This window comes from Bradyrhizobium sp. P5_C12, from assembly GCF_054049735.1.
This window is the reverse complement of record NZ_JBFULU010000071.1, coordinates 1-26,174: the sequence shown is the minus strand read 5'-3', so window position 1 is coordinate 26,174 and position 26,174 is coordinate 1. Positions and strand designations below refer to the sequence as shown.

The window sequence follows — 26,174 nt, the reverse complement described above, 5'->3', positions numbered from 1 at the left end:
GGGCGTCAGCGGCCACCTCGTCACCGACGGCAGCGGCAATACCACTGTCTATCTCGGCGACACCGCCACGCCGGCCTCGCTCGCGACCGTGAACGATCTCTTGAGCGCGATCGATCTCGCCAGCGGCGTGAAGACGGCATCCATCACCTCGGGTGCTGCGACGATCTCCGTGAGCGCCAGCCAGCCCGGTGCTGCCGTTTCGACCGCTGCTGCGGGCGCCGTTACGCTGAAGAGTTCGACGGGCGCAGATCTGAGCGTCACCGGCAAGGCCGACCTGCTCAAGGCTCTCGGCCTGACGACGTCTACTGGTGCAGGCAATGCCACCATCGACGTCAAGCGGACAACGAGCGCGGCCTCGCTGGGTGCGACCATCACGGACGGTTCGACGCTGAACGTCGACGGTCACGTCATCACCTTCAAGAACGCGCCGATCCCGGGCTCGACCGGTGCTCCGAGCGTTCCGAGCGGCTTCGGCGTCAGCGGCAACGTCCTCACCGACGGCAACGGCAACTCGACCGTCTATCTGCAGGCCGGCACGGTTGCCGACGTGCTGAAGGCGATCGACCTTGCCACCGGCGTGCAGACCGCGACGGTCAACGCCAACGGCACCGCGACGCTTGCGACCGCCACCGGTCAGTCGAACTCGACGATCAATACGTCCGGTCAGCTCAAGCTCTCGACCGGCATCAACGCCGACCTGTCGATCACCGGTACCGGCAATGCGCTGAACGCGCTCGGCCTTGCCGGCAACACCGGGACTGCGACCGCGTTCACGGCGGCGCGCACTTCCGGCATCGGCGGCATCGCCGGCAAGACCTTGACCTTCTCCTCCTTCAACGGTGGTACGGCGGTCAACGTCACCTTCGGCGACGGCACCAATGGCACGGTCAAGACGCTCGATCAGCTCAACACCAAGCTGCAGGCCAACAACCTGGCTGCCACGATCGACGCCAACGGCCTGCTGACCATCACGGCATCCAACGACTACGCGTCCTCGACGCTGGGTTCGACGACCGCCGGCGGTGCGATCGGCGGCACGCTCACGTCGGCGCTGACCTTCTCGACGGCTTCCAACCCCGTCCAGGATGGCGTTGCACAGACCGCCCGCGCCAACCTGGTGTCTCAGTACAACAACATCCTGAACCAGATCGACACCACCTCGCAGGACTCCTCGTTCAACGGCGTCAACCTGCTCAATGGTGATCAGCTAAAGCTGGTGTTCGACGAGACCGGCAAGTCGAGCCTGAACATCACCGGCGTGACCTACAACTCCAAGGGTCTCGGCCTCGCTGCGCTGACCGTCGGCGTCGACTTCATCGACAACGCCGCCGCCAACAAGGTGCTGACCAATTTGAACGCCGCCTCGAGCACGCTGCGCTCGGAAGCGTCGAGCCTCGGCTCGAACCTCTCGGTGGTGCAGATCCGTCAGGACTTCAACAAGAACCTGATCAACGTGCTGCAGACCGGCTCGTCCAACCTGACGCTGGCCGACACCAACGTCGAGGCGGCCAACAGCCAGGCGCTGTCGACCCGCCAGTCGATCGCGGTCTCGGCACTGTCGCTGGCCAACCAGTCGCAGCAGAGCGTGCTCCAGCTGCTTCGCTAATAAGTAGCTGATATAACTCAATAAAATAGAGCGGCGGGGCCCTGTGCCCCGCCGCTTTTTTTGCGCCCGGAGGCGGGCAGGGGCGTTCACTCGCCATTAACCGTATCGCTTAAACCGGCGTTAACCATACTTTAAAGGACACCTCCTAAAACTGGACAAAGCCCGCTTTCGAGACCGCGCGGCCGATTCGTATCCGGTTCAAGAGGAAGACTCGCCAATGTCCAACATCGTTCTCTCGGCGTCAGTTCGCCAGAACCTGTTGTCGCTGCAGTCGACGGCCGACTTGCTGGCCACGACGCAGGAGCGGCTGTCGACCGGCAAGAAGGTCAACACGGCGCTCGACAATCCCACCAACTTCTTCACCGCACAGGGGTTGGACAACCGGGCGAGCGACATCAGCAACCTGCTGGACGGCATCAATAACGGTGTGCAGGTGCTCCAGGCCGCCAATACCGGCATCACCTCGCTGCAGAAGCTGATCGACAGCGCGAAATCGATCGCCAACCAGGCGCTCCAGACCACGGTCGGTTACTCCACCAAGTCGAACGTCTCCACCACGATTCCCGGTGCGACGCCGGCCGACCTGCGCGGCACGACCTCCTACGCGAGCGCGACCGCCAACAGCAACGTGCTCTATACCGGCGCACCCGGTGGCGTGACCCCGGTGACGGGAACCGCCGCGCTCGGCGCCTCGCTGGGCTCGAACGCCGGCACCTTTACCGGTACGGTCGCGACCGCCGCCGACGGCACCACCGCACTGTCCGGCACCGCCACGCTGCTCGGCACCACGGCATCCACCACCTTCGGCACGCCACCGGCTGACGGCGACACCATCACGGTGAACGGCAAGACCATCACCTTCCGCACCGGCATCGCTCCGACCACGCAACCGACCGGCTGGGGCCTCAACGCCAGCGGACACATCGCCACCGACGGCAACGGCAATTCGATCGTCTATGAGGGAACCGCGGCCGCGCCCGGGGCGACCGTCAACGACGTCCTCAGCGCGATCGACCTCGCCAGCGGCGTCAAGACCGCGACAATCAGCGCAAGCGCGGCGACCATCGCCGTCAGCGGTTCGGCCGGTCCCATCGGCACGCTTCAGGTCGCATCGTCGATTTCTGGCGGCGGCCAGGTCACGCTGAAGAGCTCGACCGGCGCCGATCTAAGCGTGACTGGAAAGGCTGACTTCCTCAAGGCGCTCGGTCTGACTGCCGCGACCGGCGCCGGCAATGCCAACGTGACCGCGAACCGGTCGACGACCGCGGGCTCGCTGGGCTCTCTCGTTCAGGACGGCTCGACGTTGAACATCGACGGCCACACCATCACCTTCAAGAACGCCCAGACGCCGCAATCGGCGGCGAGCGTGACCTCAGGCGGCGTCAGCGGCAACATCGTCACCGACGGCAACGGCAACTCGACCGTCTATATCCAGAGCGCGACGCTCACCGACCTGCTCAACTCGATCGACCTTGCCACCGGCGTCAAGACCGCCAGCATCTTCAACGGCGCGGCGTCGCTGACGACCACTGCGGGCCAGATCCCGTCGTCGGTCAACAGCAGCGGCCAGCTTGCGCTCTCCACCGGCATCAACGCCGATCTCTCGATCACCGGCACCGGCAATGCGCTCAACGCGTTCGGCCTCAGCGGCAACACGGGAACGGCGACAGCCTTCACCGCGGCGCGCACCTCCGGCGTTGGCGGTGTCAGCGGCAAGACGCTGACCTTCACCTCCTTCAACGGCGGCACGCCGGTCAACGTCACCTTCGGCGACGGCACCAACGGCACCGTCAAGACGCTCGACCAGCTCAACGCACAGCTTCAGGCCAACCACCTGACGGCGACGATCGACGCCAACGGCTTGCTGACGGTGACCACCGTCAATGAATATGCCTCCTCGACGCTCGGTTCGACGACTGCGGGCGGCACGGTCGGCGGCACGATCACCGGCATTCTGGCCTTCACCACCGCGCAGCCTCCGGTCCAGGATCCTGTCGCGCAGACGGCGCGCTCGAATCTGGTCAACCAGTTCAACAACATCCTGGCGCAGATCGACACGACGTCGCAGGACTCCTCGTTCAACGGCGTCAACCTGCTCAACGGCGATACGCTCAAGCTCGTCTTCAACGAGACCGGCAGCTCGACGCTCGGCATCAACGGCGTGGTGTTCAACGCGGCAGGCCTCGGCCTCAGCAACCTCGTCAACGGCGTCGACTTCATCGACAACGGCGCCACCAACAAGGTGCTGACCAGCCTGAACGCGGCCTCGAGCACGCTGCGCTCGGAAGGCTCCGCGCTCGGCTCGAATCTGTCGATCGTGCAGGTGCGTCAGGACTTCTCCAAGAACCTGATCAACGTGCTGCAGACCGGCTCGTCCAATCTGACGCTGGCCGACACCAACGAGGAAGCGGCCAACAGCCAGGCGCTGTCGACCCGCCAGTCGATCGCGGTCTCCGCGCTGTCGCTCGCCAACCAGTCGCAGCAGAGCGTGTTGCAGCTGCTCCGCTAATCTCGCAGCGCAAGACAGCTACTCGAGATACCGCGGCGGGGCTAATGCTCCGCCGTTGTTTTGAGGGAGATTGCTAAGACAGGATTAGCTGAGATTGATGTGCATGACACGAGGCGTGTTTACAGCGTGCGTGTGCGCATCTAGCTTCGGGACGACGAAGAAACTCCGTGACCCGTAATAATCCGGAGTGCTTCCAAGCACACACGTAAGCAAATCTTAAGCGGTGCTGCCTAGGGTTGGGAAAGAAATCCTTAAGCGCGTTCAACGGGCTAGGTAACCTCCAGGGTGTGATTGATGTCGAATTCTGCTGCCTCGGCCTACGCGCGCGTCGCAACGACCACCGCGTCTCCTCGTGACGTCGAGGCCCAGACTCTGCTCAAGGCGGCGAACAAGCTTCAGGATGCGATCAACAACGCCGACCCGCTCAGCGAGCAGACCATGCAGGCGCTGATGTTCAATCGCAAGCTCTGGACCATCTTCCTCAGCGAAGCCATGCGCGACAACAATCCGCAGCCGATCGACGTCCGGCAGAAGATCGCCAACATCAGCGTGTTCGTGCTGAGCCAGACCGCGGCGCTCCAGATGAGCCCGCAGTTCGATCACTTCCGCCCGCTGATCGAGATCAACCGGAATATTGCCGCCGGTCTGTCCGGCCGGCCGTGATGGAGGCTCGTGATGGCCGACATCATGAGCATCCTGTCGACCGCGTATAAGTCCAACGTTCTCTCCAGCACGTCGGGCTCGTCCAAATACGCCGCAGTCGATTCTTCCCTGTATCAGGGGAACTGGGCCGGCACCTATTCCGACGGCAAGAAATTCTCGCTCAGCGTCTCGCACGTCGACGGCTTTCGCGCGCAGGTCCACTATCAGAGCGAGGGGACCTCGCAGTATCAGCAGGTCCTGATCAAGGACTCATCGTTCCGCTTCGGGAATACCAAGTTCACGCTGACGGACACCGGCAAGGCGCAAATCAAGAACGTCGTCACCGATCCCGCGACCGGCTCGACCTATCTCGACACCGCTGCGGCCACGCTCGACGCGTGATGGTCAGGCGCTGAGGTCCGTATTGAGCGGACGCGAGGGTTCAGACTTCAAATCCAGTGCATGGAAATAGGCCCGCCGGCGCAGCATCGCTTCGTCGGGGAACTGGTTGACCACCGCCTCGGTCCTCTCGTTGACGACCTGGAAGACGAAGGACGCCGCCGCCTGGTCGAACACGACCTGGCGTGAAACGTTCTCGTTGCTCTGCACATCATTGCGTACAGCCGCGGTCGGATCGCTTGCGGCGACCGTTTGGCTCACCGGCAAATCGGTTTGCACGGCCTCGGTCGCCGCCGCATTGGACGTCGTCACGATCTGCGCGGGGGCCGGTATCCCCACCGGCCTGATGCTGAAATCTGTACTCATGGCAGCCTCCTGGTTGCCTCGCGTGAGTCAAATCCCAACCCCTCTCAATGCGCAACCATGGAACACCAGGTTTGAAGACCCGGTAAGGAAACGTGACTAACCGCGCGACGAGATCGCCGCGCGATTTTTCGTAAAATTGCTGGTGATTTTCGCGTGTGCTCAGAGCGAGCGGCTGACCGCGAGCGGGGTGATGTGGCGCGGGCCGGGGGCCGCGCGGCGCCCGGCCGCCGTATAGGTGTTCGGCACGTTGCGCTTCTGGATCTCGGCATTGACGCCGCGCACGACGCTTTCGGAGACCGCGTGTGCGGTCGCGAGTACCGTGAGGTTGACCTGGAGCATGGCGCGGAAGGCGTCGTGGTGCCGATGCAGCGTCGAGAGCAGCTCGGGCGCGGATTTCGCGAGCTGGGCCTGGTTCGCCTTCAACTGGCTGACGGCCCCGACATAGTTTCGCGACAGCTCCTGCTTCCGGCTCTCGAGCGTCATCGCCTCGCGGACGTTGCCGGCGCGGACGAGCTCGGTCTCGCGCTCGATCAGTCCGAGCAGGGCGTTCATCGCATCCATCAGGTCTTCGGCGAGCTTGCGCGCTTCGGCGTTGCCGGGCGCGGTGTTCGCGCGTTGCGCCGGCATCGGCTGACGTGAGGCGTTGAAGTGGTTCATGTCGATGGGACCTTATGCCGTGCGGATGGTTTTCGCCTGCTGCAGGATGAGGGTGCGGTACACCTCGGTGGCGACGCCGATGCCGCCGGCCTTGGCGAAGTTCTTGGAATATTGGTCGGTCAGCATCGAGCGCCATACGCCGGTGCCCGGCGTGTCGCCGAACGGACCTTCGCCCTTCAGGCCCGAGGTCATCTGCGAGAACATGCTGTTGAGAAACATCGCCTCGAAATCGGTGGCGGTCTTCTGCGCCTTGGTCTGCTGCTGCGGCGAGACCTTTTGCAGCGCGGCGGCGAGCTCGAAATCGGGCCGGCCGTTGCGGCTCTCCACCGAGAAGGCCGAGGAGGTGGTGGCGCGCGGGGTGTTGATCATGCTCGCCTGCATCACATCACCTCGATGTCGGCTTCGATCGCGCCCGCGGCCTTGATGGCCTGGAGGATGCTGATGAGGTCGCGCGGGCCGATGCCGAGGCCGTTGAGGCCGTCGACGAGCTGCTGGAGCGAGACGCCGTCCTTGACGAGGGCCAACTTCCTGCCGTCCTCGGTGACGCTGACGCTGCTCCGCGGCGCGACCACGGTCCGCCCGCGGGACAGCGGATTGGGCTGGCTCACCTGCGGGCTCTCGGAGATCGTGACGGTGAGGTTGCCTTGCGCGACCGCGACGGTGGCGACGCGGACGTCGCGGCCCATCACGATGATGCCGGAGCGCTCGTCGATGACGATCTTGGCGGCGAGATCGGGATCGACCTGGAGCTGCTCGATCTCGGTGAGGAAGGCCACCACGTTGCCCTTGAACTCCGGCGGGATCGCAAGCTGCACCGTCGATGGATCGATCGGCTCGGCGGTCTTGACGCCGAGATAGTCGTTGATGGCCGCCGCGATGCGTTTGGCGGTGGTGAAGTCGGCATTGCGCAGCGCCAGGCGCACGTTCGGCAGCCGGTTGAGCGCGAACTCGATCTCGCGCTCGATGATGGCGCCGTTGGCGATGCGTCCCACCGTCGGAACCCCGCGCACGATCTTGGCCGCTTCACCCTCGGCCTGGAAGCCGGAGATCGCGAGCGAGCCTTGCGCGACCGCATAGACGTTGCCGTCGGCGCCGAGGAGGGGGGTGACGAGCAGGGTGCCGCCCTGGAGGTTCTTGGCGTCGCCGAGCGCGGACACCGTGACGTCCATGCGGGTGCCCTGCGTCGCGAAGGCCGGCAGATTGCCGGTCACCATCACGGCGGCGACGTTGCCGGTGCGGATGGTGGCGCCGCGGATGTTGACGCCCATGCGCTCGAGCATCGCTTGCAGCGACTGCTTGGTGAAGGGGATGTTGTTGAGGGTGTCGCCGGTGCCGTTGAGGCCGACGACGAGGCCGTAGCCGATGAGCTGGTTCTGCCGCACGCCTTCGATATTGGCGAGATCCTTGATGCGCGAGGTCGCAGCCGCGGACGTGACCGACAGCGTCAGCGCTGACAGCGCGGCGCAGGCCACCCCAACAATCCTCACCCAACGAACGCCTGGCATCCTCTGCTCCCCGAGGCTCCTCAAATCGAAGGACCTTGTTCGACACTCCCATGACGAGCTGGTCCGCAGCTTTCCTTGCGAGCGCTGTGCCAGACTGGGGTGGCGGGGTTAGGCGATTGAATAGGTTGAATAAACCTGTTTCGACCGGTGTCAGCCGGCGTTCGCCCTGAGGAGCGAAACTGCCGGATGCCGGCAGATTTTGCCGGGCTCTTTACGCATCATTAACCATAAAGCGGCGAAGCTCGGGCATCGATCACCCGGATTGCTTCGATGCGCATCTACGGACCGAACGGCACCACGCTTGGAACGCCGGCCAGCCAGGCCAGGCGGACGGGCTCAGGCAGCTTCGTGCTGCCCGACACGTCGTCGGCGCAGGAGACGCGCGCGGCCGCAGCGCCAAAGGCCACGGCCAACATCGACGCGCTGCTCGCGATGCAGGGCATCGAGGAGGATCCGGTCGAGCGCCGCAAGCGCTCGGTCGTCCGCGGCAAGACCGCACTCGACGTGCTCGACGATCTCAAGATGGGACTGTTGTCGGGCAATCTCGACGCCTCGACCGTCATGCGCCTGCGCGACGCCGCAGCGAACCTGAAGTCGTCCTCCGGCGATCCCGGCCTCGATTCCGTGCTCTCCGAGATCGAGCTGCGCGTCGAGGTCGAGCTGGCGAAGGCCGGGCAGGCGTAGTCGTTATCCGTCACCCCCGCGCAACGGCGAAGCCGTTGTCGCTGGAGGTGCGCGCCCTGCAAAGCAGGGCAAGCCTCGAAGGGCGACGGCCCCCGCTGAAGCATCCTGGCCGTACATCCTTCGAGGCTCGCTGCACGGTGCTGCGCACCGCGCTGCTCGCACCTCAGGATGACGGGTCTTCTATTGGCCCGGTTCACCCCCTACGCCGCTTGCTCTTTCTGCTGTGAATCGTAGCGGCGCTGGGCGGCGAGCACGTCCTTCAGATTGTGCTCGGCCCAATCGCGCAGGGGATCGACCGCGGCGGCGAGCGTTACGCCGAGCTGCGTGATCGAATACTCCACCGTCACCGGCACGGTCGCGATGGCGCGGCGCCTGATGAGGCCGTCGCGTTCGAGCGATTTGAGAACCTGGCTCAGCATCTTCTGCGAGATGCCTTCAATCGTGCGGCGCAACTGATTGAAGCGCATCGGCTCCTCGCGCAGCAGCAACAGGATCAGCACCGCCCATTTATCGCCGATCCGGTCGAGGATCTGGCGGGTCGGGCAATTGGCGGCATAGACGTCAGGCTTCATCGCTCGCTCCTCGCAATCTGTTCCGGGTTACCTCTGTGTAATCAGGTAAGCACAAAGTGCTCTCTTAACACCAGCATCCTTTGCGATATCTAGTCACTACTAGTTACCACAGAAGCAAAGGAGCCTTCCATGAAAATCGCAGTTGCCGGCGCCTCGGGCCGGGCCGGATCCGAGATCACCAAGGAACTGTCCCGTCGCGGCCACAGCGTCACCGCCATCGCGCGGAATCCCGAGAAGATCGCGGGCCTGCCGAACGTCACACCGACCAAGGGTGACGTGCTCGACCAGGCCGGCCTGAGCAGGCTGTGGGCCGGGCACGACGTCGCCGTGAGTTCCGTGCACTTCCTGGCCAGCGATCCGCACAAGCTGATCGGCGCGGCCAAGGACTCGAAGGTGGGGCGCTATCTCGTCGTCGGCGGGGCCGGCAGCCTGGAGGTCGCTCCCGGCGTGAAACTGGTCACAACCCCTGGTTTTCCAGCCCAATATAAGGCCGAGGCCGAGGCGGGCTCCACGTTTCTGGACCTGCTGCGGCAGGAAAAGGACCTGAACTGGACCTTCATCTCGCCGTCGGCGCTGTTCGTCGAGGGGGAGCGGACGGCCAGGTTCCGGCTCGGGACCGACCAGCTTCTCGCAGATGCGAGCGGGAAAAGCTGGATCACCTTCGCCGACTACGCCATTGCGCTCGCTGACGAGATCGAGCGTCCCGCCCATTTGAGGCAGCGCTTCACGGTCGGCTACTGAGTTCTCGGCCGCCCCCGGGCTCTTCCGGATAAACCTTCCTGTGCAAGGGTTTGGGGGCGGTAACCGAGTGATTAAGGAAACATTGTCTGTCACAGGAGGCCGCTATATAACGCCCGGCTCAACGGACCCCGTTCCGTTCGCGAGTCGTTGATTAAGAAGATAGGCCGCCCTTGGAAAAGTTGAAAAACTACCGACCGACCGAAAAAGAGCCTTTCATGAACGACCGGCAGAAGGAGTACTTCCGTTTGAAGCTCCTTGCCTGGAAGGATGAGATCCTCAAAGAGTCCAAGCTCACCCTGCAAGCCTTGCAGGAGGAGAACGTCAACCACCCCGATCTCGCCGATCGGGCTTCGTCCGAAACCGACCGTGCCATCGAACTCCGCGCCCGCGACCGCCAGCGCAAGTTGATCGCCAAGATCGACGCCGCGCTCCAGCGTATCGAGGACAACACCTACGGCTATTGCGAGGAGACCGGCGAGCCGATCTCGTTGAAGCGGCTCGAGGCTCGTCCGATCGCGACGCTCTCGGTGGAGGCGCAGGAGCGCCACGAGAAACGCGAGAAGGTCTATCGCGACGAATAGAGTCAGAGCCGCAGCGATGCGGCTCTTTTGTTTTTGCACGCAAGGCGCCTTTTCGCGCCGCGATCAGCATATTGCCCGTCGCTTGCCGCCGCGCGCTTCAACGCGCGACTGCAATCGCGAAAAATGAATCGCGATCAATGGGCTAGAGTCTCTTCCTCCGAGCTCACGTGAGTTCGGATGAGAAACAGCCTTCACTTCAGGTGCGGGAGGTTTTGCGAGTCGCATCAACGGGATCGACTCGAATGCTGCGGCACCGATCCAGCTGCATCAAGCATCGCTGCAATCAGGCCTGCTGCGACGTCATAAGGCGCGCATCCCCATAAGCCCTGGACCAGCTCAAGATTTCCTTAAAGCCGGCAACAGGCCGTAGGCCGCATCCGTCAGCTCGTACTCGACCCTTAGGGGTTTCTCCGCGAAGACGGTCCGCGACACCAATCCATCCTGTTCGAGCTCGCGCAGCTGCGTGGTCAGCATGTGCTGGGTGATGCCGCCGATCGATCGCCGCAATGCGCCGAAACGAACCGCGCCGTTCATCAGTGCGAACAGGATCTCCAGCTTCCACTTGCCGCCGAGGGCGTGGATGGCGCGCTTGAAGTCGGCGAGCAGGGCCGGGTCCGGGCTGCAATCGCGGTCGCCGTCGCAAACATTGGTCAGGTTTTCCATACCGGTCTCGAAATCCATTCTACTTGCTCCCCGGGAGATAGTGACCAGATGCCGCCTTGAGCAGGGCGGCGGAACCAATTCGCCGGCCCGGGCAACGAGGGGAATTTGGCAATGAGCACTGTTCTGGTCACCGGCGGCTCGGGCTTCGTCGGTATCCATGTCGTCCTGCAACTCCTGGCCGCCGGCCACACGGTGCGGACGACGGTGCGCCGGCCGGAGCGGCAGGCCGACGTGCTGGCCATGCTGCGCGAGGGCGGGGCCGCTTCGCCGGAGAGTCTGTCCTTCTTCACCGCCGACCTCATCCGGGACGAGGGGTGGCGTGAGGCCGTCGCGGGCTGCGACTACGTTCTCCATGTTGCCTCGCCGCTCTCGACCAGTGTGCCCAAGGATGAGAACGAGATGATCATCCCGGCCCGCGACGGCACGCTCCGGGTTCTCCGGGCCGCGCGCGAGGCCGGCGTCAAGCGCGTCGTGATCACCTCGTCGCTGGGGGCGATCGCCTACGGCCACAAGCCGCGGGCAAAACCGTTCGACGAGACCGACTGGACCAATCTCGACGGTTTGGACGCGCAGCCCTACATCAAATCCAAGACGCTGGCCGAGCAGGCGGCCTGGGATTTCGTCGCGCGCGAGGGCGGTGGGCTCGAATTGTCGGTGGTCAATCCCGCCGGCATTTTCGGACCCGTGCTGGGGCCGGATTTTTCCGGCTCGATCGAGATCGTGAAGTCGCTGCTCGACGGCGCCATGCCGGCGGTGCCGCGGGTCTATTTCGGCCTGGTCGACGTCCGCGACGTGGCCGATTTGCACCTGCGGGCGATGACGGCGCCGGAGGCCAAGGGCGAGCGCTTCATCGCGGTCTCCGGCGAAACGCTGTCGATCCTCGACATCGCCAGGGTGTTGCGGCGRGAACTTGGTCCCAGGGCGCGCCGGGTTCCGCGGCTCCAGGCGCCGGATTGGCTGGTGCGCCTGGCCGCGACCCGGATCCCGCTGTTGCGCGCGGTGGTTCCGATGCTCGGCAAGGAGCGCAATGCCACCAGCGCCAAGGCGAGGTCGCTGCTCGGCTGGCAGGCCAGTTCCAACGAGGAGGCGATCCTCGCGACGGCCGAAAGCCTGATCCGGCTGGGTCTCGTCAAGGCGTGAGGCCGCGCCCTTGGACCCTGCCTTCGGCCAGCGCTTGTCAGGCCGGGGCCGGGATGCTCCACTGCCGCGCAGAACTTGCGTAGCGTGGGAGGCGGCGCCAATGGACAAAATTCTCGCAGCCGCGAAGGCGATCGCGCTTGCGCGCCGCAATCATGCGCCGCTCGCGGCGCTGGAGGCTCCGCCGGCCGATGAGGCGGAGGGCTATCAGGTGCAGCGCGCGCTGCACGATCTCCTGCTGCCGCATGTCGGGCCGCTGGTCGGCTACAAGATCGGCTGCACCAGCCAGGTGATGCAGGACTATATCGGCATCCCGCACCCCTGCGGCGGCGGCGTGTTCCAGAAGGGCGTGCACGACAGCGGSGYSAAGCTCGCSGCYGCCGACTAYGTCCGYGTCGGYGTCGARTGCGAGATCGCGGTGCGRYTGCAGCGCGATCTCGCCGCCGGCGAGGCGCCGTTCACGGCCGAATGGGTCGGCGAGGCCGTCGATGCCTATCATCCCGCGATCGAAATCGTCGACGACCGCTATGTGAAGTGGGAGACAATGGGCGCAGCCACGCTGATCGCCGACGATTTCTTCGCCGCCGGCTGCGTGCTGGGGCGATCGGTTCCGCGCTCGTCCGTGCCGGACCTGAAGGCGGTCAAGGGCCGCGCCATCGTCAACGGCGAGGAGGTGAGCCACGGCACCGGCGCCGACGTGCTCGGCCATCCCCACAACGCCCTCGCCTGGCTCGCCAACCATCTCGCCGCCGAAGGCAAGGGGCTTCATGCGGGACAGCTGGTGTTGACGGGGAGCCTGGTGAAGACGCTGTGGCTCAAGGCCGGCGACAAGGTGCGGATGGAGCTGGACGGGCTGGGCGTGGTGGAGGCGAAGTTTACGTGAGCTCTCTGGATCGTCTGCCCGTCGTTGCGGGCTTCGGGACAGACAGATCGTTGGTGTTCGACCGAGGGGAGCAGACGCATGGGCGTGTCGATCTGCCTGCTGTTCGTTCGAGGACGGGAGACCGCCGAGGTCCTGAACTCTATCGAGCTTGCAGCGACGACAGAGCATCGCTCGACCCCGTTGATCAAGCGCGGGGCTTTTGTGATGGCAGCGCTGCCCTCCGGATACGATCTGATCTGGTCGAACACGTGCGATGAACGGCGGTTTTCGCCGGCCATGCTGGCGAGGCTGTCCGCGAGCGCCGAGATCGTCGTCCTCTCCGTCGAAGAGCACGTGATGTTCTCGCAGGCGCAGGTCTGGCGCGACGGACGACAATGCTGGTCGCTTCAGCACGACGGCGACGTCGATGCCACGAACCTCAAACCGAGCGGGGATCTGCCGCCGCTCTTCAACAAGTTGCGTCACGACCAGGAAGGCCTCGTTGCCGCGGACCAGGATTTTTTCGACATTCCGGTGAAGCTGGTCGAGCACATCACGGGCTTCCGATACGATCAGAACTACACATGGGAGACCGACGAGACCTACGCGGTGCTTGCGGCGACCGCTTCGGCACGGCCCCCGTTCTGGAAATTCTGGTGACACCGCGCGTACGAACGCGTGTTGCCCCCTCCCGTAATGCGACGCTGAGCAAGTTGTCGCCGCCGTCATTGCGAGGAGCCCTTGCGACGAAGCAATCCAGAATCTTTCCGCGGACGCATTTCTGGATTGCTTCGCTGCGCTCGCAATGACGGAAGCTGGGACGACGTTTGAGTGCGCCAACTGACCGCGTAGGCGGCGGCTCGTCGCGCCAAAATACATGCGGCCTCCGGCAGGGGAGCTACCGGAGGCCGCGTCGTACATCGTCGTTCGCGCCTAGGTTCGCGAACACGATGTGGGAGCTCGGGAGAAGGCTAGAAGGGCAGCAGCACGTCCATGACTTGCTGGCCGTAGCGCGGCTGCTGCACGTCCATGATCTGGCCGCGGCCGCCGTAGGCGATGCGGGCTTGCGCGATCTTGCTGGAATCGATGGTGTTGTCGCTCTGGATGTCCTCGGGGCGGACGATGCCGGCGACCACGAGCTCGCGGATCTCGTAGTTGACGCGGATCTCCTGCTTGCCTTCGACCACGAGGTTGCCGTTCGGCAGCACTTGCGTCACGACCGCGGCGACATTGGTCTGCAACGCCTCCTGGCGATTGACCGAGCCCTTGCCGTCGGCGGACGATGTCGAGTCGGTGGTGAGAAGGCGGCCGGGCAGGACCTTGAGCGGCTGCGTGACCGTCTGGCTGCCGATGAAGTCGGTAATTCCCGAATCTTCCTTGGCGGTGCGGCTGCGCTGGGTCTCGTTGGCGATATTGGCCTTGTCGGTGATGTTGACGGTCACGGTCAGGAGGTCGCCGACCTGGTGGGCGCGCTGGTCCTTGAAGAAGGCCCGGCTGCCGTTGCGCCACAGCGAGTTCGGATTGTAGGAGGCGACTTCCGGCTTCGGCATCGGCATCTGCACCGGCTTGTAGCCCGGCTGCGTCGTCGGATTGTCGATCGCTGACAGCTTCGGTTGCTCGCCGATCTGCGACAGGCGGTCGATCGAGGAGCAGCCGCTCGCCAGCGTACAGGTTGCCAGCAGCAGGGCAGAGATCGCGATGCGACGGAGACGGGAAGCCGAACTGAAAGTCGTACTGAACCTGGACATGACTTACTCTGACTTGGCTGGAGCGCGCGAGGCTTGAACTGGAATCTGGGCTTGTGCGACATGTGCTTGGGCGATCTGGGCCGGGGACGCCGGGGTCTGGATCAGGCTTTGGGCGAGGGCTGCGGCCGCGGGGACTTCGTCGCGCTTGATTGACGAAGTCTGCTCGACCGCGGCGGCCATCGGCACCGACTGGCTGGCGCCCTGGACCGTGACCTGGCCGCGGCCGGTGACGACGCCGGTCAGCGTGCGCTTGGTCTGCACGTTGAGCACGCTGACGATGTCGCCTTCGGCGCCGCTCTCGATCGCCTTGCCGCGCGTGGTGAGATAGAGGCCCGGGACCTGGTAGATGATGGTGACGCTCTGGTCGCGCTGCACGAATTCGGGCCTTGCGATGTCGGCGACCCGGATCGGCGTGCCCGCCCGCATCGGCCGGCGGAGCTGCATGCCGACCGCGCGGTCGCGCGAGGCGGGCTCGCCGGTGACCTCCGCCTTCGGCCGGCGCTCCAGCGCGACGTCGGAGGATTTCAGCATCTCGGTGCGGTCGATATCGCGCGTCAGGATTGCGACCTCCACCGTCTCGATCGCGGTGCCGGTGAAGCGCAGCTTGGTCGGCGTCGGGGTGTTGTCGTTGCCGATCTCGAAGGTCAGGTCGAAACGGCCGCTGCGTGCGTCGTAACGCGTCGCGACCGGCTGGAGCACGCCGCTGTTGGAGGCATCGAGCCGCATCTCGGAGACGCCGCGGTCGAAGGTGACGGTGATGTTGGCGGCATCGCCAAGGCCGAAGCGGCGCTCGAGCGCGGCGGCAACCGCGGTCTCGAGGTCCTTGTTGGCGAGGGTGCGGGCGAGCCGGGTGACCGCGACCTCCTTGAGGTCGCCGGTCATCACGCCGATCACCTGCTTGGCCCGCAGCACGCTCAGGACCTGGGCGACCGGCAGGGCGCCGGTGGYGCCGAGATCGGGCGAGCGGTAGACCGGGATCAGCGCGGCCGAGCCGGCATTGTCGATGAGATCGCCGACCCGCACCACGTCGGAGGTGACGGTGACGCTGGCGCGCAGCGTCGGCGCGGCAATGGCGTCGTCGGCCGCCTGCGCCGGCAGCGCCAGCGCGAGCAGGGCAGAGATCGTGGCGAGCGTCGTGCGGATCATCGTCATCACCTCAGCGGAACAGCGCCGTGGTCGATTGCATCATCTGGTCGGCGGCGCTGATCACCTTGGCGTTCATCTCGTAGGCGCGCTGGGCCGCGATCAGGTCGCTCATCTCCGAGACGACGTCGACATTGGCCTGCTCGAGGCTGCCCTGGGTGATCTTGCCGTAACCTTCGGCGGTCGCCGTGCCGTCCTGCGGCGGGCCGGAGGAGGGCGTCTCGGTGAACTGATTGCTGCCGACCGGCTGGAGGCCCGCCTTGTTGATGAAGCGCGTGAGGCCGATTTGGCCGAGAATGGTCGAGGTCGACGAGCCCGGCAGCGTCACCGAGACCTGGCCCTGCTCGTTGACGGCGAGGCCAGATGCGTTGTTCGGGACCGTGATCGTCGGCTGCACCGGATTGCCCTGCGCGGTGACGATGCGGCCCTGATTGTCCATCTGGAAGGTGCCGTCGCGGGTGTACTGGTAGGTGCCGTCCGGCATCAGGATCTTGAAGAAGCCGTCGCCCGAGACCGCGAGGTCGAGATCGTTGCCGGTCTGCGACAGCGTGCCCTGCGTCATGCTGCGCGGCGTGCCGACGGTCTTGACGCCGCCGCCGATGTCGACGCCGACCGGCACGATGGTGCCCTGGTCGGAGGCCTGCGCGCCGACGCGGCGGACGTGCTCGTAGATCAGGTCCTGGAACGCCGCGGTCTGCTTCTTGAAGCCGGTGGTGCGCAGGTTGGCGATGTTGTTGGAGATCACCTGAACGTTGAGTTCCTGTGCCGCCATTCCGGTCGCTGCGGTGTGAAGCGCCTGCATGTCAGTTCTCCCCTAATCAAGCCGGAACGTCGGCGAGCTTCTCGATCGCCGATTTGTGCATGTCGCTCTGCTGCTGGAGCAAATTGGCGACGGAGGTGTAGCTGCGCATCACCTCCACCATCCGGCTCATCTCGCCGACCGCGTTGACGTTCGACTTCTCGATGTAGCCCTGCTGCACGGTGGACTTGGTGTCGGCCTGCTGGTTGGCGGAGCCGGCGGCATAGAGATTGGCGCCGAGCTTGGTCAGCTTGGCCGGATCGTCGAACGTCACCATGCGGATCTTGCCGCGGATCGAGTCGTTCTTTGCCGTACCTTCGAGCACCGTGACGGTGCCGTCCGGCGCGACGTTGATGTCGTGGTCGGTCGGCTGGAAGGTGATCGGGCCGCCGGTGCCGAGCACGAGGTTGCCGTCGGCGGTGACGAGCTGGCCGGTGCTGTTGAGCGAGAATTTGCCGTCGCGGGTGTAACGCTCGCCGCCATTGGCCTGCACCGCGAAATAGGCATTGCCGCTGATCGCCATGTCGAGCGGGTTCTTGGTCGGCTCCATCGGCCCCTGGCCGACGTCGCGGAAGGTGCCGCGGTCCTGCACATAGGAGACGCGGCGGTCGGAGCCGATGAAATTGTCTTCGCGCGCGTTCGAGTTGAGATACTCCTCGAACAGCGAATGGTCGGCCTTGAAGCCGTTGGTATTGGCATTGGCGACGTTGTTGGCGATGACATCCATCTGCCGTTCCAACGTCATCTGCCGTGACAAGCCGATCAGAAGCGCGTTCTGCATCGGAAATCTCCCCTGAGTGGGATCTGCCACCTCGCTCTCCCAAGCGCGTTGGCGGACCCCGTGAACGAGACTGTCAGGTTCTCCCAAACCGTTCGGTCTCGGTGCTCTCTCAGCGAAAGCCGTGCCAGCGCAGAAAATGTAGGTATTGCAATGGCTTGACTATTTTTCGAGGGCGCGGGCGGGCGGCAGAAAGGTTCTGTTGACCATGTTTGCCCGGCAGATTTTTCCTAGTGGAGGCCCAATCGAAAGGTTCCGTTAACCATTATTACCGTAGCGTTTGCGAGCAAGAGGAGCGCATTGCGCTGGGGCATTTGTATCGCGTCACTGTCTGCCAGGGGGCTTCGCTCTTTCGATCCGTCTTAGAGATGAGCGAGCCCTATCGACCATGGCAGAGAATGAAGCGGAAGGCGGCGGAGCCGCCGAAGGCGCGGAAGCCGCCCCGCCGAGGAACAAGCTCAAGCTCATCATCATGGCCGTCGGCCTGCTCGCCGTTCTCGGCGGCGGTGCGGCGACCTGGTTCTTCTTCTTCCGGCACGGCGATGACGAGCATCACGCAGAGGCGGCGCCTCCGCCGAAGCCGCCGGTCTTCGTCGACGTCCCCGACATGATGGTGAACCTCGCCGGGGCTCCCGGAGAGCGCGTGCAATATCTGCGGCTGAAGATCGTGCTGGAGCTGAAGGAAGAGAAGCAGATCGAGGCGATCAAGCCGACGATGCCGCGCGTCACCGACATCTTCCAGACCTATGTGCGGGAACTGCGCCCGTCCGACCTCAACGGCTCCGCCGGCATCTTCCGTCTCAGGGAGGAACTGACCAAGCGGGTCAATGCCGCGGTCGCGCCGGTCCAGGTCAGTGCGGTGCTGTTCAAGGAAGTCGTGATCCAGTGAGCATGGCGGACTAGGGATCATGGCAGGCAACGACCAAGTCGACCAGGATGCAATTGCCGCCCAGTGGGAGGCCTCGCTTGATTCCGAGGATCCCGCCGAGGCCGCGAAGGCTGCCGCCGAGAACGAATTGTCCGAGACCATGGCCCTGCAATGGGCCGCCATGGTCGAGGACGGCAGCCGCGATCTCGGCACCGGCAAGAACTCCGGCGAGCGGGTGCTGTCGCAGGAGGAGATCGACAATCTCCTCGGCTTCACCGTCGGCGACGTCACGCTCGACGACCATTCCGGCATTCGCGCGATCATCGATTCGGCGATGGTCTCCTACGAACGTCTGCCGATGCTCGAAATCGTCTTCGACCGCCTGGTGCGGTTGATGACGACCTCCTTGCGCAATTTCACCTCCGACAACGTCGAAGTCACGCTCGACCGCATCACCTCGGTGCGCTTCGGCGACTATATGAACTCGATCCCGCTCCCGGCCGTGCTCTCGGTGTTCAAGGCCGAGGAGTGGGAAAACTTCGGCATGGCCACGGTCGATTCCAGCCTGATCTACTCGATGATCGACGTGCTGCTCGGCGGCCGCCGCGGCTCGAGCCAGCTCCGCATCGAGGGCCGGCCCTACACCACGATCGAGACCGAGCTGGTCAAGCGGCTGGTCGAGGTGGTGCTGGCCGATGCCGAGCAGGCGTTCCGGCCGCTGTCGCCGGTGACCTTCACGATCGACCGGCTCGAGACCAATCCGCGCTTCGCCGCGATCAGCCGTCCTGCCAACGCCGCGATCCTGGTGCGCCTGCGCATCGACATGGAAGATCGCGGCGGCAATATCGAGCTGCTGCTGCCCTACGCGACCATCGAGCCGATCCGGGGCGTGCTGCTCCAGATGTTCATGGGCGAAAAGTTCGGCCGCGACCAGATCTGGGAAGGCCATTTCGCCACGGAGATCACCCAGGCCGAGATCGCCGTCGACGCCGTGCTCTACGAGGCCGACATTCCGCTCAAGCAGCTGATGCGGCTGAAGGTCGGCGACACGCTGCCGCTGGACATGCGCGCGGATGCCAACGTCACCGTGCGCTGCGGCGACGTCAYGATCACCGAAGGACGTATGGGCCGGGTCGGCGACCGCGTCGCGATCCGGGTGACGAAACCCCTGCGCAAGCCAAGTACGACACTTGCGATGTTCGAGAAGGTGGACGAGCAGAACAAGATGATGGAGGCCCCATGAACCACTCCCTAGGAATGGCAATCGAGACGCTGGTGGCCATCTTGCTGATGCTCACGATCGGCTACTGTATCCTGCTCAACAAGCGGCTGACGCGGCTGAAGGCGGACGAGCATTCGCTGAAGGCGGTCATCGCCGAGCTGATCACCGCCACCGAGATCGCCGAGCGCGCGATCGGCGGCCTGAAGCTCGCCGTGCGCGACGTCAACGAGAATCTCGGCAGCCAGCTCGCCGCCGCCACCCAGATGTCGGACCAGCTCTACAAGCAGCTCGGGGAAGCCGACAATGTGGTGCGGCGCCTCTCCAAGATCGCGATCGCTGCGCGACCGGTCACCAATCCGGAAACGGCTGCCGCGCCGGCGGCCAAGCCTTCGGCGGCCAAGGCGGTGGCGGCTGCGGCCGAGGCCTTCTCCGAGCGCCGAAGATCCAACGGTCTGGCTGCATAAAGTCCAGGTATGAAGTCCTTTCGTAACATCCGCGTCATTCCCGTCGTCCTGGTTGCGGTCGCAGGTCTCGCCACGCTGAAGGTCGCGGGCCTCGCGATCAACGGCGGCTATGTCTTCGACTACAAGCCGAATTCGGCGAAGAAGTCGTGGGCGCAGGAGAACCTGAATTTCCCGACCGGGCGGGAAGACCCCGACATCACGGGGTCGACGCATGGCGCGCCGAAGGAGGCGCCCAAGCCGGCCGCGCCGGAGACCAAGCCCGAGGGCACCGTGGTCAAGATGGACGAGGCCCAGTCGCAGGTCTCGGCCTCGGAGCGGGCGATCCTGGAGCGGTTGCAGGCGCGCCGTCAGGAGATCGAGGCCCGCCAGCGCGAGATCGACATTCGCGAGAGTCTGCTCAAGTCGGCCGAGAAGCGCATCGAGAACAAGGTCGAGGAGATGAAGGCGGTGGAATCCCGCATCTCCACGACGCAGGCCGAGCAGAAGGCCGCCGAAGCCCAGCGCATGAAGGGCCTCGTGACCATGTATGAGGGCATGAAGCCCAAGGACGCCGCGCGGGTGTTCGACCGGCTCGAGATGGGCGTGCTGATCGAGATCGCAAGCCTGATCGCCCCGCGAAAGATGTCGGACATCCTCGGCCTGATGTCGCCGGAGGCCGCCGAGCGGCTCACGGTCGAAATGGCGCGCCGTGCCAATGGCGGGGACCAGTCCGCCTCGGCCGGCGATCTGCCCAAGATCGACGGCAGGCCGACGCAAAAGCCGAATTGAGGGTTGATACTTAATTTGTCCTTAATGGGCAAAACCTACAGTCGACGGCACTGGCCGGCGTCCTTGCCGGTAGGGACTGTCGAACCGGAAGAAATGCCGCCAATGGCGCAGAAGGCTGCCGCTGGATTTGTGACGCGAGCCCGCGCCATGGCGCGGGGCGTGAGGCGTCATGTCCGCAAGGCATCCCTGTTGGCGGCCTGCCTCCTGATCGGCCTTGGCACGTCTGCCCGGGCCGCCGACCCGATCCGGGGCGAAGCGAGTTTTTCGGCCGCCGGCGGCTTTGCCCGTCTCGTGATCAAGCTCGGCGAGGATGTTCCCTCCGAGGTGACGACGGCCGGCTCCATCCTCATCATCCGCTTCGACAGGGCGGTCGACGTTCCCGTCGACCGGGTCCCGGAAGGTGCGCCCGACTACGTCAACTCCGCCCGGCGCGATCCCGATGGCGGCGCGATCCGGCTGTCGCTGGCGCGGCGCGTCACCGTCAACACCATGAATGCCGGCGAGCGCACCTTCATCGACCTGTTGCCGGAGGGCTGGAAGGGGCCGCCGCCGAGCCTGCCGATGGACGTGGTCAAGGAACTCGCCGAACGCGCGCGCGTGGCCGAGCGCGCGCTGCGCGCCCAGCGTGCCGCCGCCGAGACCAAGAAGCGGCCGCAGATCCGCGTGCGCGCCTCGGTGCAGCCGACCTTCGTGCGCTTCGTGTTCGAGATGCCCGACGGCGTCGGCGTCTCCTCCGTGCTCAACGAGCAGAAGCTCACGCTGGCGTTCAACGCCAACCTCAATTTCGATCTCGCCGATGCCGTGGTCGCGGCGCCGCCGAACGTTGCCTCGATCAAGCAGAAGGCCGACCTCGACCAGACCTCGGTCGAGATATTGCTGATCGGTGATTCCGACGTGCACTCCTTCCGCGACGAGAAGAACTATGTCGTCGACGTCGCCTTCCAGCCCGACAAGGGCAAGACGGCCGCGACGGCCGAGGCGGCGATCGCGCAGGTCAAGCCGGCCGGCCACGGGCCGGCAGCGGAGAAGCCGGCCGCCGAGAAGAAGGACGCTCAGCGCGAGGTCGCGCCGCCGACGTCGGAGACGATCGCGCGCGAGGCCAAAATCGATGTGAAGCCCGAGGTCAAGCCGGAGGCTCCTGCCGCGATGCCGCCGGCCGAGGCGCCGAAACCGGCGCCGGCGCCCGCGGTGGCCGTGCCCGAAGCTCCGCCCGCCGCGGATGGGCCGAAGCCCGCAGCCGAAGCCGCTGCACCGCTCGCTCCGGTCAAGCCGGCGGCAGCTATGATGGCCGAAGTCCCCAAGGAGGCCGTCAAGGAAGCTGCGAAGGAGCCGGTCAAGGACGCGCTGAAGGAACCAGCCGCGGCGGAGGCCAAGGCTGCGCCTGAGGCCAAGGCTGCGCCTGCCGCGGCCAGCGTCGATGCCCGCCGCGACAGCGACGGTCTGCGCGTGACGTTCCCGCTCCAGGTCGCAACGCCGGCGGCGGCGTTCCGCCGCGGCGACACGATCTGGCTGGTGTTCGATACGCCGAAGCCGATCGACGTCGAGGCCATCCGCACCAGGGGCGGCGCGATGATCGGCGAGGTCGGCCGCATGCCGCTCGACAAGGGGCAGGCGGTTCGCATCCGCCTGACCCGGCCGCTGGTCTACTCGCTGACGAGCGAGGAGGTCGGCAAGGAGACGAACTGGCTCCTGACGCTTGCCGACAAGATCCAGGCGACACCGCTGCCGCTGATGATGTCGCGCAACATCACCGATCCCGCGCTCGCCAACATCGCCATTCCCTTTGCCAATCCGGGCCTCCTGCACAAGCTCACCGATCCCGACGCCGGCGACACGCTCTACGTCGTCACCGCACCGCGGCCGGTCCGCGGCTTCATCAAGCGGCAGGACCTCGTCGATCTCTCGCTGCTGGAATCCGCGCACGGCATCGCCATCCGGCCGAATTCCGACGAGGTCGGCGTCGAGGTCGGGTCCGACAAGGTCATCCTCGGCAAGAAGGGCGGCCTGACGCTGTCGCCGGTCGACATCTCGGCCGAGCGGGCGCCGACGGCGGTGCGGCCGATCTTCAGTCCCGAAAACTGGCGCAAGGGCCAGTCGGAAAACTTCATCACACGCCAGGGCGAGCTGATCACGGCGATCTCGGCGGTCGAACCGGGACTGCGCTCGCTGCCGCGGCTCGATCTCGCGCAGTTCTACATGTCGCGCGGCATGTATCACGAGGCCAAGGCCGTCACCGACGTGATGCTGACCGATCCCTTCAACAAGGAGGAGAGCGGCGCGCTGATCATGCACGCGATCGCGAGCATCCTGATCGGCCGGCCGGCGCAGGGCCTGAAGGACCTCGCCAATCCCGTGATCGGCAACAGCCACGACTCCCAGCTCTGGAAGGCGCTCGCCTATGCGCGCCAGGGCAAATGGGCCGATGCGCGCGAGAAATTCAAGAACGTCGAATTCGCCATCGCCTCGCTGCCGCTGGACGTCCAGCGCATCGTGACGATGGACGCGATGCGCGCCTCGCTCGAGGTCAAGGACTATGCTGGCGCCTCCAAGCGCCGCGGCGAGGTCGAGGTGATCGGCGTGCCGCCAGAGGCGGCGCCCGGCTTTGCCGTGCTGCGCGGCCGGCTCGCCGAGGCGCTCGGCCACGACAGGGATGCGCTCGACGACTACAAGATGGCGGTCGCCTCGAACGACCGTCAGGCCGCGGCGGAGGCCAAGCAGCTCGAAGTCGCGCTGCGGCAGAAGCGCGACGAGATCAGTAAGGAAGACGCGCTGCGCGAGCTCGAGACGCTGTCAATGACCTGGCGCGGCGACGCGATCGAGGTCAAGACGCTCCAGATGCTGTCGCAGATCTATTCCGAGAACGGGCGCTACCGGGACGCGCTCACCGCGGCGCGCACTGCGACGAAACTCCAGCCGAACGCGGAGGCCTCGCGCCAGGCGCAGGACCTCGCCTCCGATCTGTTCACGCAAATTTTCCTGGGACCGAAGGGCGACGAGCTGCCGCCGGTCGAGGCGCTCGGGATGTTCTACGAGTTCCGTGAATTGACGCCGATCGGGCGGCGTGGCGACGAGCTGATCCGCCGCCTGGCCGATCGTCTGGCCTCGATCGATCTGCTCGACCAGGCCGCGGAGCTGCTGCAATACCAGGTCGACCATCGCCTCGAAGGTGCCGCGCGCGCGCAGGTCGCAGCGCGCCTGTCCATGATCTATCTCGCCAACCGCAAGCCCGACATGGCGATTTCGGCGCTGCGCGCGAGCCGCATCAGCGATCTCTCCGGCGAGCTGCGGCAGCAGCGCCTGCTGCTGGAGGCGCGTGCGCAGAGCGACGTCGGCCGTCACGATCTCGCGCTCGACATCGTCTCCAACGTTTCCGGACGCGAGGTGCTGCGCCTGCGTTCCGACATCTTCTGGGCGGCGCGGCGCTGGCGTGAATCCGCCGAGCAGATCGAGCTCTATTACGGCGACCGCTTCCGCGACTTCAAGCCGCTCAATGCGGTGGAGAAGAGCGACATCATCCGCGCCGCCGTCGGCTACGCGCTCGCCGACGACTCGATCGGCCTGTCGCGCTTCCGCGAGAAATACGCACCGCTGATGAGCGAGAGCGCCGACCGGCTCGCCTTCGACATCGCGAGCAAGCCGGCCGGGGCCTCCAGCGCCGAATTCGCCGAGATCGCCAAGCTCGCCGCCAGCGTCGACACCCTCGACGGCTTCCTGCGCGAGATGAAGCAGCGCTTCCCGGACGCCACCGCCCGCGCACCGACCGCCCCGCAAGCCAAGGACGAGGCCGAGCACACCGGCTCGCTGCCGAAGATCCCGGCCGTGCGCCAGATCAAGATGACGCGGTAGGACCCCTGCTACCTCTGGACCTCTCGACAGCTGCCGCGCGAGGCGGCAACCTGTGCATCTTCATGCCGGGAGAGGGAAATGAGCAAGCCTGCCAAGACCGAAGCCGAACTCATCGCCATGGCGCGGGCCGAATTGAAGGTCCATGCCGATAGCCCCGACGGCATGATGATCTCGATCGTCCGCGACGGCGACAGCTGGGAATTCCGCGCCGACGCCGACCAGGCCACGCGCAACAGGCCCGGCTTTCCCGAAAGCGTCGCCATGCTGGTGCAGATCGGGGATCACCTCAGCAAGCAGTATGATGTGGAGGGGTAGGGGTGGGCCCGCGCGAAGCGCGGCCCGACCGGCCGCCACATTCTCGTCATTGCGAGCGCAGCGAAGCAATCCAGAATCTTTCCGCGGAGGCAGTCTGGATTGCTTCGTCGCAAGGGCTCCTCGCAATGACGGGGAGGGGCCACATGCTATCGCTGGGGGTGGAGAGGATGCGTCGCTGATCGCTCCCGCAAAGCCGGGCTACCCCCCGTAACTCTGCACCAGGCTCCCCGCCACCAGCGACCAGCCGTCGACCAGCACGAAGAAGATCAGCTTGAACGGCAGCGAGATCGTCGCGGGCGGCAGCATCATCATGCCCATCGACATCAGCACGGAGGCGACGACGAGGTCGATGATCAGGAACGGCAGGAACAGGAGGAAGCCGATCTCGAAGGCGCGCTTCAGCTCGGAGATCATGAAGGCGGGAACGAGGATGCGAAGCGCGAGATCGTCGGGTGTGGCGGGGGGCGGCTCGCCGGAGAGGTCCAGGAACAGCTTCAAATCCTTCTCGCGCACGTTCTTCTGCATGAAGCCGCGCAAGGGAACGGAGGCGCGCTGGAGCGCGTCCTCGACGCCGAGCTGGTTGGCGACGAGCGGGCGGATGCCGTCGTCATAGGACTTTTGCAGCACCGGCCCCATCACGAAGAAGGTGAGGAACATCGCAAGCGCGATGATCACCGAGTTCGGCGGCGCGGTCGCCGTGCCCATCGCGGTGCGCAACAGCGACAGCACGACCACGATGCGCGTGAACGACGTCATCATGATCAGGATCGACGGCGCGATCGACAGCACCGTGAGCAGCGCGATGAGCTGGATCGCGCGCTCGGTGACGCCGCCGCCGCCCTGGCCGCCGAGATTGATGCTGATGTCCTGCGCATGCGCAAGGCTTGCGAGCGAAGCCGCGCCGATCAGGACAGAAAGAAAAAGAACTCTACGCGGGAGGGCCGGCAGCCTCACGAAGACGGCTTCGGACGGCCGAGCAGCGAGGCCATCTCGTCTTCGAGGTTTTCAAAGCTGGTCTTTTCCGGGGCCGGTCTTGCAGGCGGCGCCGGTGGGGCCGGCGGATCGATGCGTGCCGCGCGCGGCGGAGGCGCCGGCGGCTCGGGCGCAACCGGCGGCGCGACCGTCTCGCCGGCGGGACGACGCAGCGCGGCTTCGAGCCGCTGCGCCATCTCGGCGAGATTCTGTTCGGCACTCGATGGCGCCGGGGCGGGGGCCGGCGGCGGAACGGGCGGCGCCACCGGCACAGGCGGAGCCTGCGGCACGGGCGGGGGCGGCGGAGCCTGCGGCACGGGCGGGGGC

The 26,174-nt window shown here is 65.5% G+C and carries 26 protein-coding genes and 2 pseudogenes; 16 read left to right on the top strand and 12 right to left on the bottom strand.

The annotated features are described in order from the left end of the window. From ACXJMY_RS35300 to ACXJMY_RS35285, 4 genes are all read left to right on the top strand, one after another. On the top strand, positions 1-1,606 hold a 1,606-nt coding region (locus ACXJMY_RS35300; RefSeq protein ID WP_456623966.1), incomplete at its 5' end, for a DUF1522 domain-containing protein. 217 nt (positions 1,607-1,823) lie between these two features. Then, entirely contained in the window at positions 1,824-4,115 is a 2,292-nt protein-coding gene (locus ACXJMY_RS35295; protein WP_456623965.1) for a DUF1522 domain-containing protein, read from the top strand. A 294-nt stretch (positions 4,116-4,409) separates the two neighbouring features. After that, positions 4,410-4,778, top strand: coding sequence for a flagellar biosynthesis regulator FlaF (gene flaF, locus ACXJMY_RS35290; protein WP_275194067.1), 369 nt, complete (start codon positions 4,410-4,412; stop codon positions 4,776-4,778). Between the two features lie 12 nt (positions 4,779-4,790). Next, entirely contained in the window at positions 4,791-5,159 is a 369-nt protein-coding gene (locus tag ACXJMY_RS35285; RefSeq protein ID WP_456623964.1) for a hypothetical protein, read from the top strand. Between the two features lie 3 nt (positions 5,160-5,162). Here ACXJMY_RS35285 and ACXJMY_RS35280 read toward each other — a convergent pair whose 3' ends face one another. The 4 genes from ACXJMY_RS35280 to ACXJMY_RS35265 form a co-directional block, all read right to left on the bottom strand. Continuing rightward, a complete protein-coding gene (locus ACXJMY_RS35280; RefSeq protein ID WP_456623963.1) occupies positions 5,163-5,522 on the bottom strand; it encodes a hypothetical protein in 360 nt (119 codons plus the stop codon). Between the two features lie 159 nt (positions 5,523-5,681). Continuing rightward, positions 5,682-6,179, bottom strand: a complete 498-nt coding sequence (locus ACXJMY_RS35275) for a hypothetical protein (protein WP_456623962.1) — start codon at positions 6,177-6,179, stop codon at positions 5,682-5,684. Between the two features lie 12 nt (positions 6,180-6,191). Further along, the gene (flgJ, locus tag ACXJMY_RS35270) at positions 6,192-6,560 is read right to left on the bottom strand and encodes a flagellar assembly peptidoglycan hydrolase FlgJ (protein WP_456623961.1); all 369 of its coding nucleotides are present in this window, start codon (positions 6,558-6,560) and stop codon (positions 6,192-6,194) included. Beyond that, on the bottom strand, positions 6,560-7,684 hold the full coding sequence (locus ACXJMY_RS35265) for a flagellar basal body P-ring protein FlgI (protein ID WP_456623960.1): 1,125 nt from the start codon (positions 7,682-7,684) through the stop codon (positions 6,560-6,562). The genes flgJ and ACXJMY_RS35265 overlap by 1 nt, the downstream gene beginning before the upstream one ends. Positions 7,685-7,954: 270 nt before the next feature. Here ACXJMY_RS35265 and ACXJMY_RS35260 point away from each other — a divergent pair, with 270 nt between their 5' ends. Beyond that, positions 7,955-8,368: a flagellar assembly protein FliX gene (locus tag ACXJMY_RS35260; RefSeq protein WP_456623959.1), complete on the top strand. Its 414-nt coding sequence runs from the start codon at positions 7,955-7,957 to the stop codon at positions 8,366-8,368. 200 nt (positions 8,369-8,568) lie between these two features. Here the strand turns inward: ACXJMY_RS35260 and ACXJMY_RS35255 are convergent, their stop codons facing one another. Further along, positions 8,569-8,940, bottom strand: a complete 372-nt coding sequence (locus tag ACXJMY_RS35255; protein WP_456623958.1) for a winged helix-turn-helix transcriptional regulator — start codon at positions 8,938-8,940, stop codon at positions 8,569-8,571. Positions 8,941-9,069: 129 nt separating this feature from the next. Between ACXJMY_RS35255 and ACXJMY_RS35250 the strand changes: the two genes are divergently transcribed. Continuing rightward, the gene (locus ACXJMY_RS35250; RefSeq protein ID WP_456623957.1) at positions 9,070-9,681 is read left to right on the top strand and encodes an NAD(P)-dependent oxidoreductase; all 612 of its coding nucleotides are present in this window, start codon (positions 9,070-9,072) and stop codon (positions 9,679-9,681) included. A 215-nt stretch (positions 9,682-9,896) separates the two neighbouring features. Then, positions 9,897-10,262: an RNA polymerase-binding protein DksA gene (gene dksA / locus ACXJMY_RS35245; RefSeq protein ID WP_085966600.1), complete on the top strand. Its 366-nt coding sequence runs from the start codon at positions 9,897-9,899 to the stop codon at positions 10,260-10,262. Positions 10,263-10,545: 283 nt separating this feature from the next. Here the strand turns inward: dksA and ACXJMY_RS35240 are convergent. Beyond that, positions 10,546-10,943 (bottom strand): annotated as a pseudogene (locus ACXJMY_RS35240) (winged helix-turn-helix transcriptional regulator). Between the two features lie 93 nt (positions 10,944-11,036). Between ACXJMY_RS35240 and ACXJMY_RS35235 the strand changes: the two are divergent. From ACXJMY_RS35235 to ACXJMY_RS35225, 3 genes are all read left to right on the top strand, one after another. Then, positions 11,037-12,065: an SDR family oxidoreductase gene (locus tag ACXJMY_RS35235; RefSeq protein WP_456623956.1), complete on the top strand. Its 1,029-nt coding sequence runs from the start codon at positions 11,037-11,039 to the stop codon at positions 12,063-12,065. A 100-nt stretch (positions 12,066-12,165) separates the two neighbouring features. Next, complete coding sequence (locus tag ACXJMY_RS35230) at positions 12,166-12,945, top strand: 2-keto-4-pentenoate hydratase (protein WP_456623955.1); 780 nt, start codon at positions 12,166-12,168, stop codon at positions 12,943-12,945. Positions 12,946-13,023: 78 nt separating this feature from the next. After that, the gene (locus ACXJMY_RS35225) at positions 13,024-13,584 is read left to right on the top strand and encodes a hypothetical protein (RefSeq protein ID WP_456623954.1); all 561 of its coding nucleotides are present in this window, start codon (positions 13,024-13,026) and stop codon (positions 13,582-13,584) included. Between the two features lie 311 nt (positions 13,585-13,895). On the opposite strand, the gene flgH is transcribed toward ACXJMY_RS35225, so the two are convergent. Genes flgH through flgF form a run of 4 tightly spaced genes read right to left on the bottom strand, consistent with a single transcriptional unit; the run spans position 13,896 to position 17,395 of the window. Then, positions 13,896-14,672, bottom strand: coding sequence for a flagellar basal body L-ring protein FlgH (gene flgH / locus ACXJMY_RS35220; protein ID WP_456623953.1), 777 nt, complete (start codon positions 14,670-14,672; stop codon positions 13,896-13,898). Positions 14,673-14,675: 3 nt separating this feature from the next. Beyond that, the gene (flgA, locus tag ACXJMY_RS35215; protein ID WP_456623952.1) at positions 14,676-15,818 is read right to left on the bottom strand and encodes a flagellar basal body P-ring formation chaperone FlgA; all 1,143 of its coding nucleotides are present in this window, start codon (positions 15,816-15,818) and stop codon (positions 14,676-14,678) included. 10 nt (positions 15,819-15,828) lie between these two features. Beyond that, the gene (gene flgG, locus ACXJMY_RS35210) at positions 15,829-16,617 is read right to left on the bottom strand and encodes a flagellar basal-body rod protein FlgG (protein ID WP_456623951.1); all 789 of its coding nucleotides are present in this window, start codon (positions 16,615-16,617) and stop codon (positions 15,829-15,831) included. Positions 16,618-16,633: 16 nt separating this feature from the next. Next, positions 16,634-17,395, bottom strand: coding sequence for a flagellar basal-body rod protein FlgF (gene flgF, locus ACXJMY_RS35205; protein ID WP_456623950.1), 762 nt, complete (start codon positions 17,393-17,395; stop codon positions 16,634-16,636). 385 nt (positions 17,396-17,780) lie between these two features. On the opposite strand from flgF, the gene fliL reads away from it, so the two are divergent. The 6 genes from fliL to ACXJMY_RS35175 all read left to right on the top strand — a co-directional run bounded on the left by fliL (position 17,781) and on the right by ACXJMY_RS35175 (position 24,875). After that, a complete protein-coding gene (gene fliL, locus ACXJMY_RS35200; protein WP_456623949.1) occupies positions 17,781-18,281 on the top strand; it encodes a flagellar basal body-associated protein FliL in 501 nt (166 codons plus the stop codon). A 19-nt stretch (positions 18,282-18,300) separates the two neighbouring features. Then, entirely contained in the window at positions 18,301-19,503 is a 1,203-nt protein-coding gene (gene fliM / locus ACXJMY_RS35195; RefSeq protein ID WP_456623948.1) for a flagellar motor switch protein FliM, read from the top strand. Beyond that, entirely contained in the window at positions 19,500-19,946 is a 447-nt protein-coding gene (locus ACXJMY_RS35190; RefSeq protein WP_456623947.1) for a DUF6468 domain-containing protein, read from the top strand. The genes fliM and ACXJMY_RS35190 overlap by 4 nt, the downstream gene beginning before the upstream one ends. 9 nt (positions 19,947-19,955) lie before the next feature. Then, a complete protein-coding gene (locus ACXJMY_RS35185) occupies positions 19,956-20,714 on the top strand; it encodes a MotE family protein (protein ID WP_456623946.1) in 759 nt (252 codons plus the stop codon). 102 nt (positions 20,715-20,816) lie between these two features. Continuing rightward, on the top strand, positions 20,817-24,560 hold the full coding sequence (locus ACXJMY_RS35180; protein WP_456623945.1) for a tetratricopeptide repeat protein: 3,744 nt from the start codon (positions 20,817-20,819) through the stop codon (positions 24,558-24,560). Positions 24,561-24,638: 78 nt separating this feature from the next. Further along, positions 24,639-24,875: a hypothetical protein gene (locus ACXJMY_RS35175; RefSeq protein ID WP_456623944.1), complete on the top strand. Its 237-nt coding sequence runs from the start codon at positions 24,639-24,641 to the stop codon at positions 24,873-24,875. 198 nt (positions 24,876-25,073) lie between these two features. On the opposite strand, the gene fliP is transcribed toward ACXJMY_RS35175, so the two are convergent. Together fliP and ACXJMY_RS35165 are read right to left on the bottom strand one after the other, a co-directional pair. Continuing rightward, the gene (fliP, locus tag ACXJMY_RS35170) at positions 25,074-25,829 is read right to left on the bottom strand and encodes a flagellar type III secretion system pore protein FliP (protein WP_456623943.1); all 756 of its coding nucleotides are present in this window, start codon (positions 25,827-25,829) and stop codon (positions 25,074-25,076) included. Further along, positions 25,826-26,174, bottom strand: a pseudogene (locus ACXJMY_RS35165) (flagellar biosynthetic protein FliO); the annotation flags it as partial. The gene fliP and the pseudogene ACXJMY_RS35165, both read right to left, overlap by 4 nt.